The organism is Aquiflexum balticum DSM 16537 (genome assembly GCF_900176595.1).
In the GTDB taxonomy this organism is placed as follows: domain Bacteria; phylum Bacteroidota; class Bacteroidia; order Cytophagales; family Cyclobacteriaceae; genus Aquiflexum; species Aquiflexum balticum.
The window spans coordinates 20,965-36,653 of sequence record NZ_LT838813.1; the positions used below are offsets into that span (position 1 = coordinate 20,965).

Sequence of the window (15,689 nt, forward strand, 5' to 3'; positions counted from 1 at the left end):
CTTCGTTTTGGAATGGAGTCGGGTTATTTTTTACTTCCATTGAATGGTATAATTCACAATAAAATTAACATGAATCATATTGACCTTATTGAAAATCCATTGGGGCTTTATTTCTCCTGATTTGATATTCAGTTTACTCATCAAAATCGCATGAAAATCCAAACCTTTCCCCCAGTTTTTTGGAACGTATTTCCCCCCAAAGTTTGCTTGGGCATAAGAGGGAAATGCATACTTATTCAATTCGGTATTGCCTGGATCCGGTAAAAAATGTAATCCTGCAAAGCCATAGAATTGGAGGCCTTTTTCAGGAAAATTTCTTTGGTAATAGGTGGTGAAGGCATCTACCTGATTATAACCTTCATTACGTTCTCGCGGTATAAATGTGAAAAAAGGATCTCGACCCCACTCACGAGGATTCAGAAATCTTCCCCTGCCGTCTATTCTTGTATAATTCAGCCACCAAATAGACCTGTTGGATTTGATACCTATTCTGCCTCCCAACACAAAATTCAAATCATCAGGATTTTTGAATCTTTTATCAGGTTCAGGATTACCTCCATCACCTATCCCATCTTGCACTATAAACTGCAGACCTGTAACAAACTTTTTCCCACTATTTGCAATGTCCCAATCCTTTACGGCTTGCGTAAAAACCGTGTTTGAAATATTGTCTACATAAGTATGGTTTAACTGTAACTGAACATCCGAATCTGTACGATGCTGCCAATCCACCACGGTGAAGAAATTACTTTCGGTATTACCCTGATAATTTGATGGACCCCCAAATTCACTTTGGCCAACGGGATATATTCCTATTGTCTCCCCAATATCAAACCAACCCGAAGTTGACCTAGGGCTCATTCTTCCTATAAATTGGGCTGAGAATTTGTTTTTCTTGTCCGGTTGAAAATCCAAGCGTACCCCCTCCACAAATGTTGGAGAAAGACGACCGTCTTGAGGATTGATAAAAGGTGTGTTGATATCCATTCGGCCCAGGACCGCATTGAATTTTGAAGAACTATACCTTATTTGAAGTTCTTCCACTTTCCCAAAAAACTTGTCAGATGGATCGTTTACATCAAAAAGCCCTACTTCATACCTGTTGAAATTTTGGGTAACCGGATCTCTTCCCAATAAATCCGAACTCCATAAGTTGCCAAAAACGGAATACCTTCCCACTATGGAAAAGCCTTTATACGCTTTGGTTTTAAGTTGAATAAATGCACTTTGTCCCAAGGCAAAGTCTCCTTTGAAATTTTCCCAATAACTTGTGGACATCCAATAAGACCTAAGTCCAATAGTTCCGTGTATTGGGCTTTTGGATTTATTTCTAAGCGTATCAGATTCTTGGGCAATACTCTGAAAGTGCAAGAAAGTTGAAAAAATCAATAGAATCAAAACTCTCATTTCGCGGCTTTTTCTCTTGCTTCTTTTATCGGTTTGAATGGACCGAATTTATGTTGTTCCTCACTGAATTCATCCGAAAAAGGTCCGAATGGATGGTCGACGGGTTTTTTGGAAATATCCGGCCAATCTTTAGAAAGATCTTTTCCGGGACGGTCCATGGAGTTGACATAGGCTGCCACATCCCATGCCTGCTCATCCGTAAGCAATGGCCTTTCGAAAGTTGCTCCTAATGGCATGTTGGTTTTGACATACCCTGCAAACCTTGACATCCTGAACAGACCCGCTCCGTGATTATAACTGTGCTCTCCCCATAGTGGTGGGTAAGTATATCCTGTTTTGTCTGCTTTCATCATTCCCTGACCATCTTCCATATGACAGCTTTGGCATAATTGGGAATAAACGGTTTTACCTTTTATCGGATCCGCGGCCCTGTCCAAAAATGGCACTTCGTATATTCCAACTCCTTTCGGGGATTCACCCTTGGGTACGTCTTTTCCAAGCCATTCCATGTAAGCGACCATTGCCAGCATTTCTTTACTGTTATTTTCTAAGGCTTTTCCATTCAGACTTCTTTCAAAACAATCATTGATTCTTTTGGGGATATCCTCCATTTGCCCGGAACGGCCTCTTACTTTTGGATAAGTGGATGCAACAGCTGCATAGTTATTGCCCAAAGGTAAAGAGCCAGCATTCAAATGGCAGTTTTGGCAGTTCATCCCATTGGATATTTTTTTCACTTTTCCATTTGGCCCCAAATATTCCGATGTGTTGGCTATCAACTCTTTTCCATATTTAATGAGGTCTGCATTGGGTTCGGCTTCTACCGTATTCCAGGCTGGTGCCTGCCAAAGACCCTCTTTTGGAATGACACCCCTATAAGTATTTGCGACTGTAGCTACTACCGCATTTCCCGCGGAGGCTAATTGATCTGATTTTTGAGAAGAAGTGCCATTAAACATCAGCACCACTGTTCCAATCAGGATTACGGTCAATAGTGTAATAGTCACCAATAGACCAACCATTAAAGTCAGAATTTTTATAAATGGCCGGAAAATATCTTTCATAGGGTGAATTTTTATTTACTGTACAAAATTGGCTTATTCTTACACTAATTAGCTGTGATAATCATCACAATTAAATCTAAAAAATAACTTTGAATTTGGCTTTAGAAATTCATGCAAACAACAGTCAATCTGAGATCTGTTTGTTCACTTTTGCCAAAAAAACCTGTTTATTTTGGTTCTTCCCAATCAATATGGTCGAATCTTCTTCAACCTGATAATAGATTTCTATTTCCTGATTCAACATTACCTCCGCAATGTAATTTATGAGTATGTACTCGATATTTGCTTTATGTAATAAGCAAAAATCCTCAACCCACCTGATATAGCTTACATTATTTACATGATTGTTCATGTCGAGATCAAATGGTCTTACCTTTATAAGATCACCAAAAACAGGCTTTTCCGGAAGTGGTATTTTATCCGGCATTAGTTGGGATCCATCAATATAGCTGAACAACTCCGGGGGCAATACATTCCCTGGCCTTTGGGGTCTTTTCGATTTGATTTCCAATAACAACCATGCGGACATTGCTTCTGCCAATACTTCACCAGTCGCACTAACCACCAAAAACTCCCTTAATGCAAACAGCTTGTCTATTCCCCTCCCGGCCGTTTTCACTGTAATCTCCTCACCCCATGAAGGCATTTTATGCACTTTGATTTCAAATCTTGACAATACCCAAATATATCCTTGGTCGAAAAGTGCTTTACCGAAGTCCCTGCTATCCGCATGTTTCCAGGCCACTTCCTGCATCAGATCTGCCAAAGCAGACATACGGAGTCTTCCCTTGGGATCTATCTGAAAAGACAAAACCTCGAATTTTTTCTCAAATTGAAAGGGTATTTTCTCTGACATGACTTATCATTTGGCTGCTACTTTTCCAGGATAGAAGACATCGGTTTTGATAGTGGACAAAACAGCAATACCCAACCCAGCTATAGCCACCAAGGTAAAGGAAGCTTTCAAACTTAACAAATCTGCTATAAAACCAATTAAAGGCGGACCTATCAAAAACCCGAAAAACGAAATGGTCGATATGATGGCCAAAGAAACACCAGGAGGATAAAGTTTTGACCTGCCCGCTGTACTGTATGCTATGGGAATAATTGAAGCAACCCCAAATCCTACAAGCAAAAATCCGATTGTAGCCACAATTGGAACCGGAAACAAAACTGATAAAATCAGTCCTGAAAAAATAACCAGCCCACTGATTCTCAAAATGAGCACTTTCCCATATTTATTGGTAACCCTATCCGCAATAAACCTTCCTGAAGCCATTGCACCCATAAAAGACACATATCCCAAAGCAACCAAACCTGCTTCTATTTCCACCACTTTCTTAAAATAGACCCCGCTCCAATCAAACATACAGCCCTCGCAAAGCATTCCCAAAAATGATATTGATCCTATTCTCAGCAACATGTCGTCAGGTTTTCTTAACACCAGACCACCGCCTCCGCCAGAACTCTGTTCATCCACTAGAAGACTTTGAACCAAGAATGTCACTATTAAAACCAACCCGGCCACAAACAAATAATGAAACTTGGGAAGTACATGTAAAAAAATCATGATTGCTCCGATTCCTGCCCCTGTAAAACCCGCCAGACTCCACGTTCCATGGAAAGATCCCAAGATATTTCTTCCGTAATTATCCTCTAAGGCCAAAGCCTGGGTATTCAACGAGATATTCATCAAATTTCCTGTCATACCAAAAAAAAACACCACCGGAACCAACATCCACAAAGATTCGCTGAATCCAATCAGAGGTAGAAAAACAATGTATCCAGCCGAGGATAGCAATACCACAATCCTACTTCCAAACCGATGAACTGCCCAACCAGCCAGGGGAAGGGCCAATACTGAACCAACCGGCAATCCCAAAAGCAAAGAACCCAATTGGGATTCAGAAAGATCAAACTTCACCTGGATATCAGGAATACGGGAAGCCCAAGAAGCAAAACATAGCCCTGCCAAAAAAAATAAGCTCCCTAAAGCTATTCTTCTTTTTTGAAGTAAAGTCATTATTGATTTGAAAGGTTAGGTTTGAACTTGCAAAGCTAACAGCAAAAAACGGAAATAATAAACCTAAAAAAATTGAAATTGACGAACATAATTCATTTACTTCTGTTAATAATAAAAATCAAAAGATGGAATTTGTAATCGCCGGTTCTGTAATCTTGATCGCCATATTAATGATCAGAACTATTATCAAAAAGGTTTTTGACTGAACCGATTTTAAAAAAAAAGTCACCGCCTTTTGGCAGTGACTTCTAATTGATTTTTTTATGTTTCAATCCATGCTCCTCATTAATTGGGAAGTTTATCTGAAAACCTACCATATGTCCATGTTCCCGCAATTGCACTAATTAAAGTGACTGCAATCACTGTAAATCCACTGCCTATTTGGGCAAACAAAGGTCCCGGACATGCGCCTGTTAAAGCCCAACCCAATCCGAATATAAATCCACCAATGATTTGGCCCTTTCTGAATTCTTTTTTCGGTACGACAATTTCCTCTCCATGAATAGTCTTAATGTTAAATCTTTTGATCAATTGAATGGAGATCATACCTACCAATATGGCGGATCCGATAACTCCATACATGAAAAAAGATTGTAATCTGAACATTTCCTGAATTCTGAACCAGGAAATGATTTCAGCCTTGACGAAAATCAGACCGAAAAACAATCCAACTATCAAATATTTTATCAATCCAAATCCGGTCTCATGATCAACCTTATGATTAAGCGTTCCGCAATCCTTTGGATCCTGTTTTTTTTCAGTTATTGTAGTTTTCATATTCCTTTATTATTAAAATCCTACTAAAGTCATTAATGGACCCAAAAACGCATGAGTCATCAGAAATCCCCCAATCATAAAGAAGATTGTGGCGACCAATGATGGCCATTGGAGAGAACTGATTCCCATAATGGCGTGACCTGAAGTACAACCCCCAGCATATCTCGTCCCAAATCCAACCAGAAAACCTCCGATTACAAAAAAGAGAAGCCCTTTTGATGTAAACAGATTATCCCAAGTAAATATCTCAGCAGGCATCAGACTGCTGTAATCAGTAATACCCAATACGGCCAAATCCTGTTGCGTTGATTGTGCAATAACAATGGTCTCAGGATTGGCAAAAAAGGTTGTAGCCACAAATCCACCTATCAAGATTCCAATTACAAATACAATGTTCCACATTTCTTTTTTCCAGTTGTAGGTAAAGAAAGGTATATTGGCCGGTACACACATGGCACAGACATGCCGAAGTGAAGAAGAAATCCCGAAAGACTTGTTTCCAATTATCAATAATATTGGTACTGTAAGGCCGATCAACGGCCCTGCGACCCACCAAGGCCAAGGTTGCTTAATCCACTCGATAAATTGTTCCATATTTCACTTTTTTGTTTTTGATTCATTTTTAAACTGTTGATAATAATAATTTTTTATCTAACCTAAAACCTGTAATCCATAACCAGGTTTAAGTTCCACATATTAACCCGGTTTATTCTAAGTTGATCAGGCAAGTCGCTATTTTTCGGTTTTTTATTGATTACAAGTAATTGAAGATTTAAACCTTGGAGAAATTCTTTAAAGCTGAAATCCAACATCCCTGAGAATTGGTAATAGGAAGGAATCCCATATTTGTTTGTTTTAAAGGTATTCATATCAGAATGATGGATAGTTCCTGCACCAAATTGTGCAAAAAGCCCATCCAATGGAGTTATTAAGTCATATTTGAGAACCCATGCCTGCATATCTCCGCTTCCTTCATATCTTTCTCTTGATAAACTGGCGTACAAATTCTCTCTTCCCCATTCCCGAGGAAAAAGGAATCTGCCTTTGTCACTGATGCCAAGGAAGTTGAGAGAAACATAATGTCGGCCAGAGAATATGCCTACTTTCGAGCCTCCTCCAAATCCTTTTTCATCAGGCAATATATAAGTATTTGCCGGGTCAGGGTTTCCACCATCATTTACAGCAAATTGATAAAAGCCCTGTACACCTAAGTGAAGGTTAGCCTCTCCTCCAATATTAAATGAATAATCAGACTGGGCAAAGCTCATATTGAAAACATTATCTGCGTGGTAATTCCAGGCTTGAGCAGATAATCCACTCTTGTGAAACTGGAATCCAAACATCCCTATGCCTTTTGAACTTATCTTGTCTTTATAGTCTGAAGGTTCTCCAAATGGATTCCTTCCAAAAGGATAGACACCATAAGAATCCTCAATACTATACCAATCTACCGTTCCCCTTATGGTGACGGAATTGATCCACATGGCGGTTACTTTGTAATTTAACCCCGAATAAACAGCGGATAATCCTCCAAAGACATTTGGTCTCATTCTATTATCCTGTTCATTCAGCAATGGAGTGATAATTTTTTGTCTTCCTAAGGTGAATTTCAACCTGTTTTTTCGGTAAGCAATAAACAATTCCTCCAATCTATCCAGCCTGTTGGTATTGGTGAGATCGTTCATATCATACAACAAAATCTCATACCTGTTCCCGGCACCTGTTATGGGATCTGCAATCCGAATGTTATTTTCAAACACCTGAAAGGTGAAGAAACCACTGAATCTTGCCTCAAACCCTTTCCATTCAGGACTGGTATAACCTATTCCTGCACCAGCTGCCAAGGTGGCGTAATCCAGGAGATCACCTTTGTTTATGGTGGACATAAAGAAGGACTTGATATGGAAATCTACTTTTCCACTTTTAAGTTCTTCCCCGAGATTTTTCTTTTGCACAGGTAAAGAATCACTCTCATTCATATAAATTTCATCAGCAAAAGCAGATTTGCTTAAGCCCAATAAAATGATTATAATCAATAAGCGCATGTCCGTCAAAATTGGCCAAACTTTACAATTAATAAAGTGATATTTATCACCTTGAGATATCTGAAATTAAAAATGGCAAGACTCAAAGCCTTGCCATTAATATTTAGGGTTAATTAAGATCCTTTTTCCTATTTAAATTATAGCAAAGTGGTAGGACAAACATAGTCACTCACTTCGAAAAGCCCGGAGTCCTTGATGGCATCAAATCCACCTTTCACGTCAATCAGGTTGTCATAACCTCTGGCTCTCAAGATTGAATTGAAGACCATAGACCTATATCCTCCTGCACAATGCACATAGTAGATTTTATCTTTATTCACTTTGGTCATACTGTCATTGATGTAGTCCAATGGTGCATTTTCAGCATCGATGACATGTTCACTCATGTACTCAGAATTTTTTCTGATATCTAGGATATTTACCTGACCTTCTTTTTCAACTATATGAGCCAATTCATCTGCCGAGACCGATTTGATGGAATCAGTTTCTCTTCCATCAGCTTTCCATGATTCAAAGCCTCCTTTCAGATATCCAATGCAATAATCATAACCTACTCTTGCCAATCTGGTAATTACTTCCTCTTCTCTGCCTTCTTCGGCCACAACAAGAATTTCTTGCTTCAGGTCAGGAACCAAAGCCCCTACCCATACCGCAAAACTTCCGTCAATACCAATATTAATAGAATTTGGAATAAATCCCTTCGCAAAAACCTGAGCATCTCTGGTATCGATGATTACTGCTCCGGTCTCATTGGCAGCCGCTTCAAAAGCAGCAGGGCTCAAAGGATTGAATCCCCGGGTCAAAACATCATCTATAGAATCATATCCTTGGATATTCATCATAACATTTTGAGGGAAATAAGATGGCGGAGGCGTCAGACCAGTCAGTACTTCTTTGACAAATTCCTCTTTAGTCATTTCCTGAAGGGCATAATTGGTTTTCTTTTGATTTCCCAAGGTATCAGAAGTTTCCTTACTCATATTTTTTCCGCATGCACTACCGGCACCATGAGCAGGATAAACAATGATATCATCTGCCATAGGCATGATTTTTTCTCTTAATGAATCGTATAGATGAGCTGCCAATTTATCTTGGGTCAAGTCAGCAATAACTTTCTGTGCCAAGTCCGGACGTCCTACATCACCAATGAACAAAGTATCTCCGGTGAATAATGCCTCTTCTTTTCCTTCCTCATTGATCAAAAGGAAGCAGGAACTTTCCATGGTATGACCGGGGGTATGAATTACCCTGATTTTTGCTTTTCCCAAAGGGAATTCCTGACCGTCTTTTGCTACGATAGCATCAAAGCCCATTTTCATACCAGTGGGTCCAAAAACTATTGGAGCACCTGTCTTGGCGGACAAGTCCTGATGTCCCGATACAAAGTCTGCATGGAAGTGGGTTTCAAAAACATACTTGATTTTAGCTCCTCTTCTTTCAGCTTTTTCGATATAAGGCTGCACCTCTCTAAGAGGATCAATTACAGCAGCTTCTCCCTCAGACTCGATGTAGTAAGCTCCCTGAGCCAAGCATCCGGTATAAATTTGTTCGATTAGCATATTATATTCTTTTTTTTCGGTTATTTGAATAATTATAATGGTAAAAATATCAGGACTCAATTTTTTATAAAATGACTTTTGTCACATTTTTAAAATTAAGCTTTTACTTGTGTTTTTTCTTCAATTACCTTCACTAATTGATGGGCAGGAACTACTCCTGATTGCCTCCAAATGGTCAGACCGTTTTGGAAAAGAATCAAAGTAGGAACTCCTCTAACCTGGTACTTGCTTGCTGCAAGGGGGTTTTTGTCTACATCTACCTTTACTATTTTGATCTTATCTCCCATCTGTCTGGAAGTTTCCTGAAGTATTGGCTGCATCATTTGACAGGGCCCGCACCAAGTGGCGAAGAAATCCACTAAAACCGGCTGGTCTCCTGATATTAATTCATTGAATGTTTTAGGTTGTGCACTCATGGTCATCTCTTATTTTTTAGTGATACAAATTTAAGGGCCTATATACAATTGGACAGTAATTTTTATCACAATGCCTTAAATGCTGTTAAAATTCCAATCATTTTAGATTATTTGCTTATTTTCGCCCGACATATTTACTTCGAAAAAGATGCTTGATTATAAAAAGGTCAACAACCTCACCGGTTGGTTGGTTTTTCTGTTTGCGACCACCGTGTATATACTCACAGTTGAACAAACTGCCAGCTTTTGGGATCCTGGAGAATTTATTGCCGTTTCTTACAAATTGCAGGTACCGCACCCTCCAGGTGCACCGTTTTTTTTATTGATCTACAGAATGTTCGGCTTTCTTGCTTTTGGAGATGGCCTGCAGGTTGCCTATTGGATGAATGTTGGTAGTGCTCTTTTTTCAGGATTTACAATTCTGTTTTTATTCTGGTCCATTACCTTGTTTGGGAGAAAACTTTCCAGTATTCAAAAAGGACAGGAAAGCAAAGGGCAGACTATTACCCTTATGGGTGCTGGCATAATCGGGTCATTGGTCTACACCTTCACGGATAGTTTCTGGTTTTCAGCTGTGGAAGCTGAAGTCTATGCCATGTCTTCCTTTTTTACGGCAATAGTTATCTGGGCCTTTCTGAAGTGGGATGTCATAGAGGATCCAAGAGATGAAAATAGATGGATGATTTTTATTGCTTACCTGGTGGGATTGTCCATCGGTATTCACTTGCTCAACTTGGTTACTTTACCTGCATTGGCTTTGGTTTATTATTTTAAAAAGTATTCCAATCCTAACCTAAAAGGAGGCATTATAGCCCTAGTATTGGGAGGAATTGCATTGATCATCATCAACAATATCATCATTCCCGGGCTTCCAAGTCTTGCAGGTTCAATTGAGATATTTTTTGTGAACAGTATCGGGCTTCCTTTTGGATCTGGCATTGTCGTTTTTTCTGCTTTGTTTCTGGGCTCATTGATATATGGACTGCTTTATTCCATCAAAAAAGAAAAAGTCATTCTCAATACCATTTTGGTATCATTGACTTTTATTTTAATAGGATATGGTTCATATGCCATGATTGTCATCAGAGCAAATCAAGACCCTGTTATCAATGAAAATGCGCCCAAGGATATCATCAGTTATGTGTCTTACCTTAAAAGAGAACAATACGGATATAGGCCTTTGCTTCATGGGCAATATTTTGATGCGGAATTGGTTGACCAAAAAGAGGGCGCTCCTATTTACCTGAAAGGCAAAGAAAAATATGATATTGTGGACTATTCCACTACGAATATATATGACCCTGAGAGGACCACAATCCTACCCAGGATTTATTCCACCCAAGATCGGCACAAACAGATTTATAGAAGCAAGTTGGGCTTGAGAGAAGGAGAAAAACCTACTTTTTCCGATAATATTTATTTTATGCTATCCCATCAGTTGGGACATATGTATTGGAGATATTTTATGTGGAACTTCTCCGGGAGGGAAAGTGATTTTTCGGATGCACCTTGGTTAGGGATATCTGATTTCTTCAGCGATTTTTTCCCGGACTATATCAAAGAAAATAAAGCCCATAACAATTATCTGATGCTTCCTTTGATATTGGGGTTGATTGGGTTGATATTCCAAGCCAAAAATGATCCCAAATCATTTTACATTACTGCCATGCTGTTCTTGATGATGGGTGTGGTATTGGTTTTATATCTGAATTCTCCGCCGGTAGAACCTAGAGAAAGGGATTATATCTATGTAGGTTCATTCTATGCCTTTGCCATTTGGATCGGAATCGGCGTAATGGCCTTGGCCCATTGGATAGCCAAGTTGAATAAAAACATGGCGATTGCAGGCATTATTGCTACTTTGTTTGCATTCCCTATTCCCGTTTTGATGGCTTCCCAAAACTGGGACGACCATAACAGGCAGGGCAGGTTTTTCTCTGTGGATTCGGCAAGGAACTTTTTGGCCTCCTGTGCTCCAAATGCGATTCTATTTACCGGTGGTGACAATGACACCTTCCCGCTTTGGTATGTGCAGGAAGTGGAAGGTTTCAGAACAGACGTCCGGGTTGTGGTATTGAGCTATTTTGATACTGATTGGTATGTGGAACAGATGACCCGCCCGGTCAATGAATCTGCTGCGTTACCATTTTCATTGGATTACAAAAATTTCAAAAAAGGTACAAATGACGTACTATATGTTGTGGAAAAAGAAGGTCTGGATGCTATTTCAGCCAATGAATATCTGAAATTGGTCAGAAACGAAAGCGCTCTGCTCAAACTCCAAACCTCCGGTCGAAGTACTTATAACATGGTCCCATCCAGAAATTTAATCCTTGATGTCAATGTGCAGAATGTTTTTAACCAAGGTCTGATTCCTGATGGCATGGAAACCCTGATGACCGAACAGATCAATATGAGGGTAAAAGGAAATTACCTTACTAAAGGAAATCTGATGCTAATTGACCTCATTACCACCAACAATTGGGAAAGACCTATATACTTCAACAATACCTCTCTGGCTACGATAGGAATAGACATTGAAGATTATGTGGTCATGGAAGGCCTGACTTACAGATTACTTCCGGTGCGTAAACCGCAGGGATTGAGAAATGAATTGATCAATACCGATTTGGCCTTTTCCAATATCATGGAAAAATTCGCTTTCCGTGGTATGGATGATCCCGGTAATTATTTTGATGATGAATTCAGGAGATTCGCCTCCAACCATCGTTCTGCGATGAATTCTGTTGCAATAGGGCTACTTGATGAGGATGATTTGGACCGGGCAGCGGAGATACTTAAATATAGCCTGAAAGTCATGCCTGACAAAGCCATTCCTTACGACTTGGCAAGCGGGCAATCCGTCCCTTTGTTGTTTGAGGTAGGTGAAGACGATCTGGCCTTGGATATCATAGATAAAATCTCGCACAAATCAGTTCAGATGCTGGATTTTTATTCCAAAACAAACAGAGATTATGACCGGGAAGCCATGATTTCAATAGAAATGCTGAAGTTTTTTATTCCCCTTTTGGATGAAAGAGGCTATAAGGAAGAATCGGAAAAGTTAAAGATGGAACTGGAGAAAATCCTTGGACCCGGTTCAGCCGGAGGAGGCCTGTTGGATAGAAGATAGTTTATTTGGCTTTTTCCGCTATTCGCCATTTGGAATGGCGAATCCAGATAAACAGAATTTGTAATCCTGGTCAACCTACTTTAGATGGGTTACCGGAATTACAAATTCCGCTTTATCTGTTCTCGAGATTACAAATCTCGAGAAGCTGCTATTCGACATTTGTAATGTCAAATCCAGATGAATAGGATTTGTAATCCTACTATGCTTCTGGAAGAATCGTTACCGGAATTACAAATTCCGATTGTTCTGTTCATGAGATTAAAAATCCCGAGAAGCCTTATACAACACATAAAACAAATCCAATCCTTTGTCAGGGGAGGGTTCCAAGGTGTAATCTTCATGACTGATATCGGTGACGGAATCTCCCTGTTGCTGATGTAGCTTATTCCTGTTCATCCGATTGAGGATTTCATAAGGCCATCTCAACATAAAAGCAGGTAATCTGTACTGTAGATTGAAAATGTCAAACCGCATGATTTTATTCACTGACTTGCGGTTCGCTTCATGATAATTCCAGATTTTTTTATTTCCACCTATTCCCATGGGCTCAACTTTATCAAAAATCCCCATACACAGATCTTCCAATTGCTTGGGCGTATACTCTCTGATATGCCAGGGATTTCTTGAAAGCGTATGCCTGATATTCGGTGTGGAAATAATGGCCTTCCCGCCCGGCTTTAAGACCCTGTAGATTTCCTCCAGAAAAAGTTTGTCATTCTGTATATGTTCTATGACCTGAAAACTAACGACACTGTCAAACGAGTCTGTCGCCAAACCTGAAAAAGGGGGAATAAATGCTTGTTGGAAGACAGCATTAGGAAACTTGGGACTGAGATTATCTATGACTTCCTGAATTTTGTCAATACCAAGATAAGAATCCACATTTTCCAAAAGCACTTCCACGCCTCTACCCTCGCCACATCCCACTTCCAGAAGATCTCCTTTTACCATAGGTTTGGCAGCAATATAAGCTTTCAAAAGACGTTGGTGGATAGGGTTATCACTGATTAACTTATCAGAAGCAATTTCCGTTGTATAGGTAGCCATTTAAAATTTCATTAATTTGGGCAAAATTACGGTTAATTTTTAAATCAAGATGATCAGAAAAAAAATCACCAAGAAAATTATCCCCTATCTAGGTCTATTGCTCATATTGGCGGCATTCCCTTTTAAAAGTTTTTCCCAAGAAACCTTGGAAACTCTTAATCAGGCTCTTAGATATTCCAGGTATTCTCGTTTATCATTAAAAATCCTTCCTATCCAAGTTGAAAATAAGAAATTTATCCTGCAAATGCCGGTTGAAAAAATCGAAATGGACATTGAATTCGATACATATCAATTTGCTTACGCCGTTCTATCCGGATTTCAGGAACCGATTACAGATCAGAATTTGATCAGCTTAACCAAAGATGATATCATCCGGGAAACCGAATATCACTATTATTTCGAAAAAACTGTAACCATACCCGAATCGCAGGAAATGGCTTTTGCATTGTTAAAAGCTACTGACACCCGACAGGGAGATGTGTATTACTATCATATTGACCTCATAAGCCCTTTTGTTTTTGGTCACCCCAATTTCTGGGCTTATTACAGAGACGGGATCCCGTTTGATCAGGCTTTTGTCATCCAAAAAGACCCCATTGAATTTAAAGGGAGAGGTTTGATTGAATTTCATAACTTTCATTACCCTACGGAATTTGATCCACCGCTTCCACCCATGGAAATCAGACCTGCTCCCGTTACCAGAGAAATTAAAGTGGATTATAAGGGAAGTTTTCTGGCCAATCTACCCAAAACCTTCGATGAAGATGGCTACTATTTTATCCAGGCAGATACCAATTCTACTCAGGGAATGATGTTGAAATCCGTCCCGGAAACTTTCCCAAGAGTAAAAGATTATGATGAAATGGTGGAAATGGTAGTCTATATTTCTACCCGACGAGAGCATGAAACATTAAAAGAAGCTGAAGACAAAAAAATAGCCCTTGACCAATATTGGTATAGTCTGACCAAAGATGAAGAAACTGCCAGGAAACTGATCAAGGAATATTTCAAACAGATTGAATTCGCAAATATCATGTTTACTGATTTCAAAGAAGGTTGGAAGACTGACAGGGGAATGGTCTTCACTGTCATGGGGCCTCCCAATGAAGTTTTCTTCAGATTGAACGGAGAAATATGGTCTTATGTCAGCCCTGATTCCAATTCAAAAATAACGTTTACCTTTGCACGGGTTAAAAATATTCTGACCCCAAATTATTACATACTCAACCGGTCCAGAGCGCTACAGCCTGATTGGTTCAAAAGCATCACAACATGGAGAAACGCTCAGATGGTTTTCTGATAAACAAAGGAGAACATGAAAAGGATTATATTTTTGGAACAAGAGCGGTTATGGAAGCCATCCATGCCCAAAAAGATATAGACAAGATTTTAGTTGACAAAGAAGTCAACAACGAACTGATCAAAGAGCTTTTGGCTTTGGCCAAAGAAGAAAGAATCAATGTGGTCAGGGTCCCGGAAGCGAAACTGAACAGGATTACCAGAAAAAACCATCAAGGGGTGGTAGCACATATGTCGGCTATTCAGTATGCTTCTTTGGACAATGTGATAGATGAATGTTTTTCAAAGGGTGTAGCTCCCCTTATTTTGGTCTTGGACAGGATTACTGATGTGAGAAATTTTGGTGCAATGGCAAGGACTGCTGACTGCGCAGGTGTTCACGCCATCGTTATTCCAGAAAAGGGAAGTGCCCAGATCAATTCAGACGCAGTCAAAACCTCAGCAGGAGCTTTGAATCATTTGCCTGTCTGTCGTGTCAAAAACCTCTATTACACCGTAAAAGATCTCAAGAAGATGGGCCTTAATGTTGTGAGCGTGACAGAGAAAACCGAGAGGTTAATGTATGATGCTGATTTCACCTTACCTACCGCCTTGATTATGGGTTCTGAAGAGGATGGAATCTCACAGGAACTGATGGGGGTTTCTGATGAATTTGTAAAAATCCCATTATCCGGAAATATTGAAAGCTTAAATGTTTCTGTTTCCGCCGGAGTGGTGGTTTATGAAGCGATAAGGCAGAGAAGATAGGAAGTAGGGAAATTGGGGAGTTGGAAGAAATTGACCGATGACGGATGTTGGATGACCGATGTTTTTAGGGTAGTTGGAGAAAAAGGAGATTTGATTGCCAAAATGTTGAAGAGGCGAAAAAGCTTGTCCTTGTCATTTCGAACGTAGAAGGCTGTCCGTGGCGGAAGAAATC

13 protein-coding genes are annotated in these 15,689 nt (G+C 39.7%); 3 read left to right on the top strand and 10 right to left on the bottom strand.

Going from position 1 to position 15,689, the window contains the following annotated elements:
• Window positions 1–30: 30 nt before the first annotated feature.
• The 9 genes from B9A52_RS00140 to trxA all read right to left on the bottom strand — a co-directional run bounded on the left by B9A52_RS00140 (window position 31) and on the right by trxA (window position 9,291).
• Entirely contained in the window at window positions 31–1,407 is a 1,377-nt protein-coding gene (locus B9A52_RS00140) for an OprD family outer membrane porin (protein ID WP_084118383.1), read from the bottom strand.
• Entirely contained in the window at window positions 1,404–2,471 is a 1,068-nt protein-coding gene (locus B9A52_RS00145) for a c-type cytochrome (protein ID WP_084118384.1), read from the bottom strand. The genes B9A52_RS00140 and B9A52_RS00145 overlap by 4 nt, the downstream gene beginning before the upstream one ends.
• Window positions 2,472–2,595: 124 nt before the next feature.
• Entirely contained in the window at window positions 2,596–3,327 is a 732-nt protein-coding gene (locus B9A52_RS00150) for an acyl-[acyl-carrier-protein] thioesterase (protein ID WP_084118385.1), read from the bottom strand.
• Window positions 3,328–3,333: 6 nt separating this feature from the next.
• Window positions 3,334–4,494: an MFS transporter gene (locus B9A52_RS00155; protein ID WP_084118386.1), complete on the bottom strand. Its 1,161-nt coding sequence runs from the start codon at window positions 4,492–4,494 to the stop codon at window positions 3,334–3,336.
• A 285-nt stretch (window positions 4,495–4,779) separates the two neighbouring features.
• A complete protein-coding gene (locus B9A52_RS00160; RefSeq protein WP_084118387.1) occupies window positions 4,780–5,271 on the bottom strand; it encodes a DUF6691 family protein in 492 nt (163 codons plus the stop codon).
• Between the two features lie 12 nt (window positions 5,272–5,283).
• Window positions 5,284–5,865: a YeeE/YedE family protein gene (locus B9A52_RS00165; protein ID WP_084118388.1), complete on the bottom strand. Its 582-nt coding sequence runs from the start codon at window positions 5,863–5,865 to the stop codon at window positions 5,284–5,286.
• Between the two features lie 62 nt (window positions 5,866–5,927).
• On the bottom strand, window positions 5,928–7,316 hold the full coding sequence (locus B9A52_RS00170) for a hypothetical protein (RefSeq protein WP_084118389.1): 1,389 nt from the start codon (window positions 7,314–7,316) through the stop codon (window positions 5,928–5,930).
• Between the two features lie 137 nt (window positions 7,317–7,453).
• Window positions 7,454–8,875, bottom strand: coding sequence for an MBL fold metallo-hydrolase (locus B9A52_RS00175; protein ID WP_084123336.1), 1,422 nt, complete (start codon window positions 8,873–8,875; stop codon window positions 7,454–7,456).
• 95 nt (window positions 8,876–8,970) lie between these two features.
• Window positions 8,971–9,291, bottom strand: a complete 321-nt coding sequence (gene trxA, locus B9A52_RS00180; protein ID WP_084123337.1) for a thioredoxin — start codon at window positions 9,289–9,291, stop codon at window positions 8,971–8,973.
• A gap of 148 nt (window positions 9,292–9,439) precedes the next feature.
• On the opposite strand from trxA, the gene B9A52_RS00185 reads away from it, so the two are divergent.
• Window positions 9,440–12,424 (top strand): glycosyltransferase family 117 protein, encoded by a 2,985-nt coding sequence (locus B9A52_RS00185; RefSeq protein WP_084118390.1) that lies wholly within the window; start codon window positions 9,440–9,442, stop codon window positions 12,422–12,424.
• A 258-nt stretch (window positions 12,425–12,682) separates the two neighbouring features.
• Here the strand turns inward: B9A52_RS00185 and B9A52_RS00190 are convergent, their stop codons facing one another.
• The gene (locus tag B9A52_RS00190; RefSeq protein WP_084118391.1) at window positions 12,683–13,471 is read right to left on the bottom strand and encodes a class I SAM-dependent methyltransferase; all 789 of its coding nucleotides are present in this window, start codon (window positions 13,469–13,471) and stop codon (window positions 12,683–12,685) included.
• A 49-nt stretch (window positions 13,472–13,520) separates the two neighbouring features.
• Between B9A52_RS00190 and B9A52_RS00195 the strand changes: the two genes are divergently transcribed.
• The gene (locus tag B9A52_RS00195) at window positions 13,521–14,771 is read left to right on the top strand and encodes a GWxTD domain-containing protein (RefSeq protein WP_084118392.1); all 1,251 of its coding nucleotides are present in this window, start codon (window positions 13,521–13,523) and stop codon (window positions 14,769–14,771) included.
• The gene (gene rlmB, locus B9A52_RS00200) at window positions 14,744–15,517 is read left to right on the top strand and encodes a 23S rRNA (guanosine(2251)-2'-O)-methyltransferase RlmB (protein ID WP_084118393.1); all 774 of its coding nucleotides are present in this window, start codon (window positions 14,744–14,746) and stop codon (window positions 15,515–15,517) included. The genes B9A52_RS00195 and rlmB overlap by 28 nt, the downstream gene beginning before the upstream one ends.
• Window positions 15,518–15,689 lie beyond the last annotated feature (172 nt).

Excerpts from the sequence above, each read along its gene's own strand:
- B9A52_RS00140 (WP_084118383.1), bottom strand. The coding sequence starts at position 1,407 with ATGAGAGTTTTGATTCTATTGATTTTTTCAACTTTCTTGCACTTTCAG.
- B9A52_RS00145 (WP_084118384.1), bottom strand. The coding sequence starts at position 2,471 with ATGAAAGATATTTTCCGGCCATTTATAAAAATTCTGACTTTAATGGTT.
- B9A52_RS00150 (WP_084118385.1), bottom strand. The coding sequence starts at position 3,327 with ATGTCAGAGAAAATACCCTTTCAATTTGAGAAAAAATTCGAGGTTTTG.
- B9A52_RS00155 (WP_084118386.1), bottom strand. The coding sequence starts at position 4,494 with ATGACTTTACTTCAAAAAAGAAGAATAGCTTTAGGGAGCTTATTTTTT.
- B9A52_RS00160 (WP_084118387.1), bottom strand. The coding sequence starts at position 5,271 with ATGAAAACTACAATAACTGAAAAAAAACAGGATCCAAAGGATTGCGGA.
- B9A52_RS00165 (WP_084118388.1), bottom strand. The coding sequence starts at position 5,865 with ATGGAACAATTTATCGAGTGGATTAAGCAACCTTGGCCTTGGTGGGTC.
- B9A52_RS00170 (WP_084118389.1), bottom strand. The coding sequence starts at position 7,316 with ATGCGCTTATTGATTATAATCATTTTATTGGGCTTAAGCAAATCTGCT.
- B9A52_RS00175 (WP_084123336.1), bottom strand. The coding sequence starts at position 8,875 with ATGCTAATCGAACAAATTTATACCGGATGCTTGGCTCAGGGAGCTTAC.
- trxA (WP_084123337.1), bottom strand. The coding sequence starts at position 9,291 with ATGAGTGCACAACCTAAAACATTCAATGAATTAATATCAGGAGACCAG.
- B9A52_RS00185 (WP_084118390.1), top strand. The coding sequence starts at position 9,440 with ATGCTTGATTATAAAAAGGTCAACAACCTCACCGGTTGGTTGGTTTTT.
- B9A52_RS00190 (WP_084118391.1), bottom strand. The coding sequence starts at position 13,471 with ATGGCTACCTATACAACGGAAATTGCTTCTGATAAGTTAATCAGTGAT.
- B9A52_RS00195 (WP_084118392.1), top strand. The coding sequence starts at position 13,521 with ATGATCAGAAAAAAAATCACCAAGAAAATTATCCCCTATCTAGGTCTA.
- rlmB (WP_084118393.1), top strand. The coding sequence starts at position 14,744 with ATGGAGAAACGCTCAGATGGTTTTCTGATAAACAAAGGAGAACATGAA.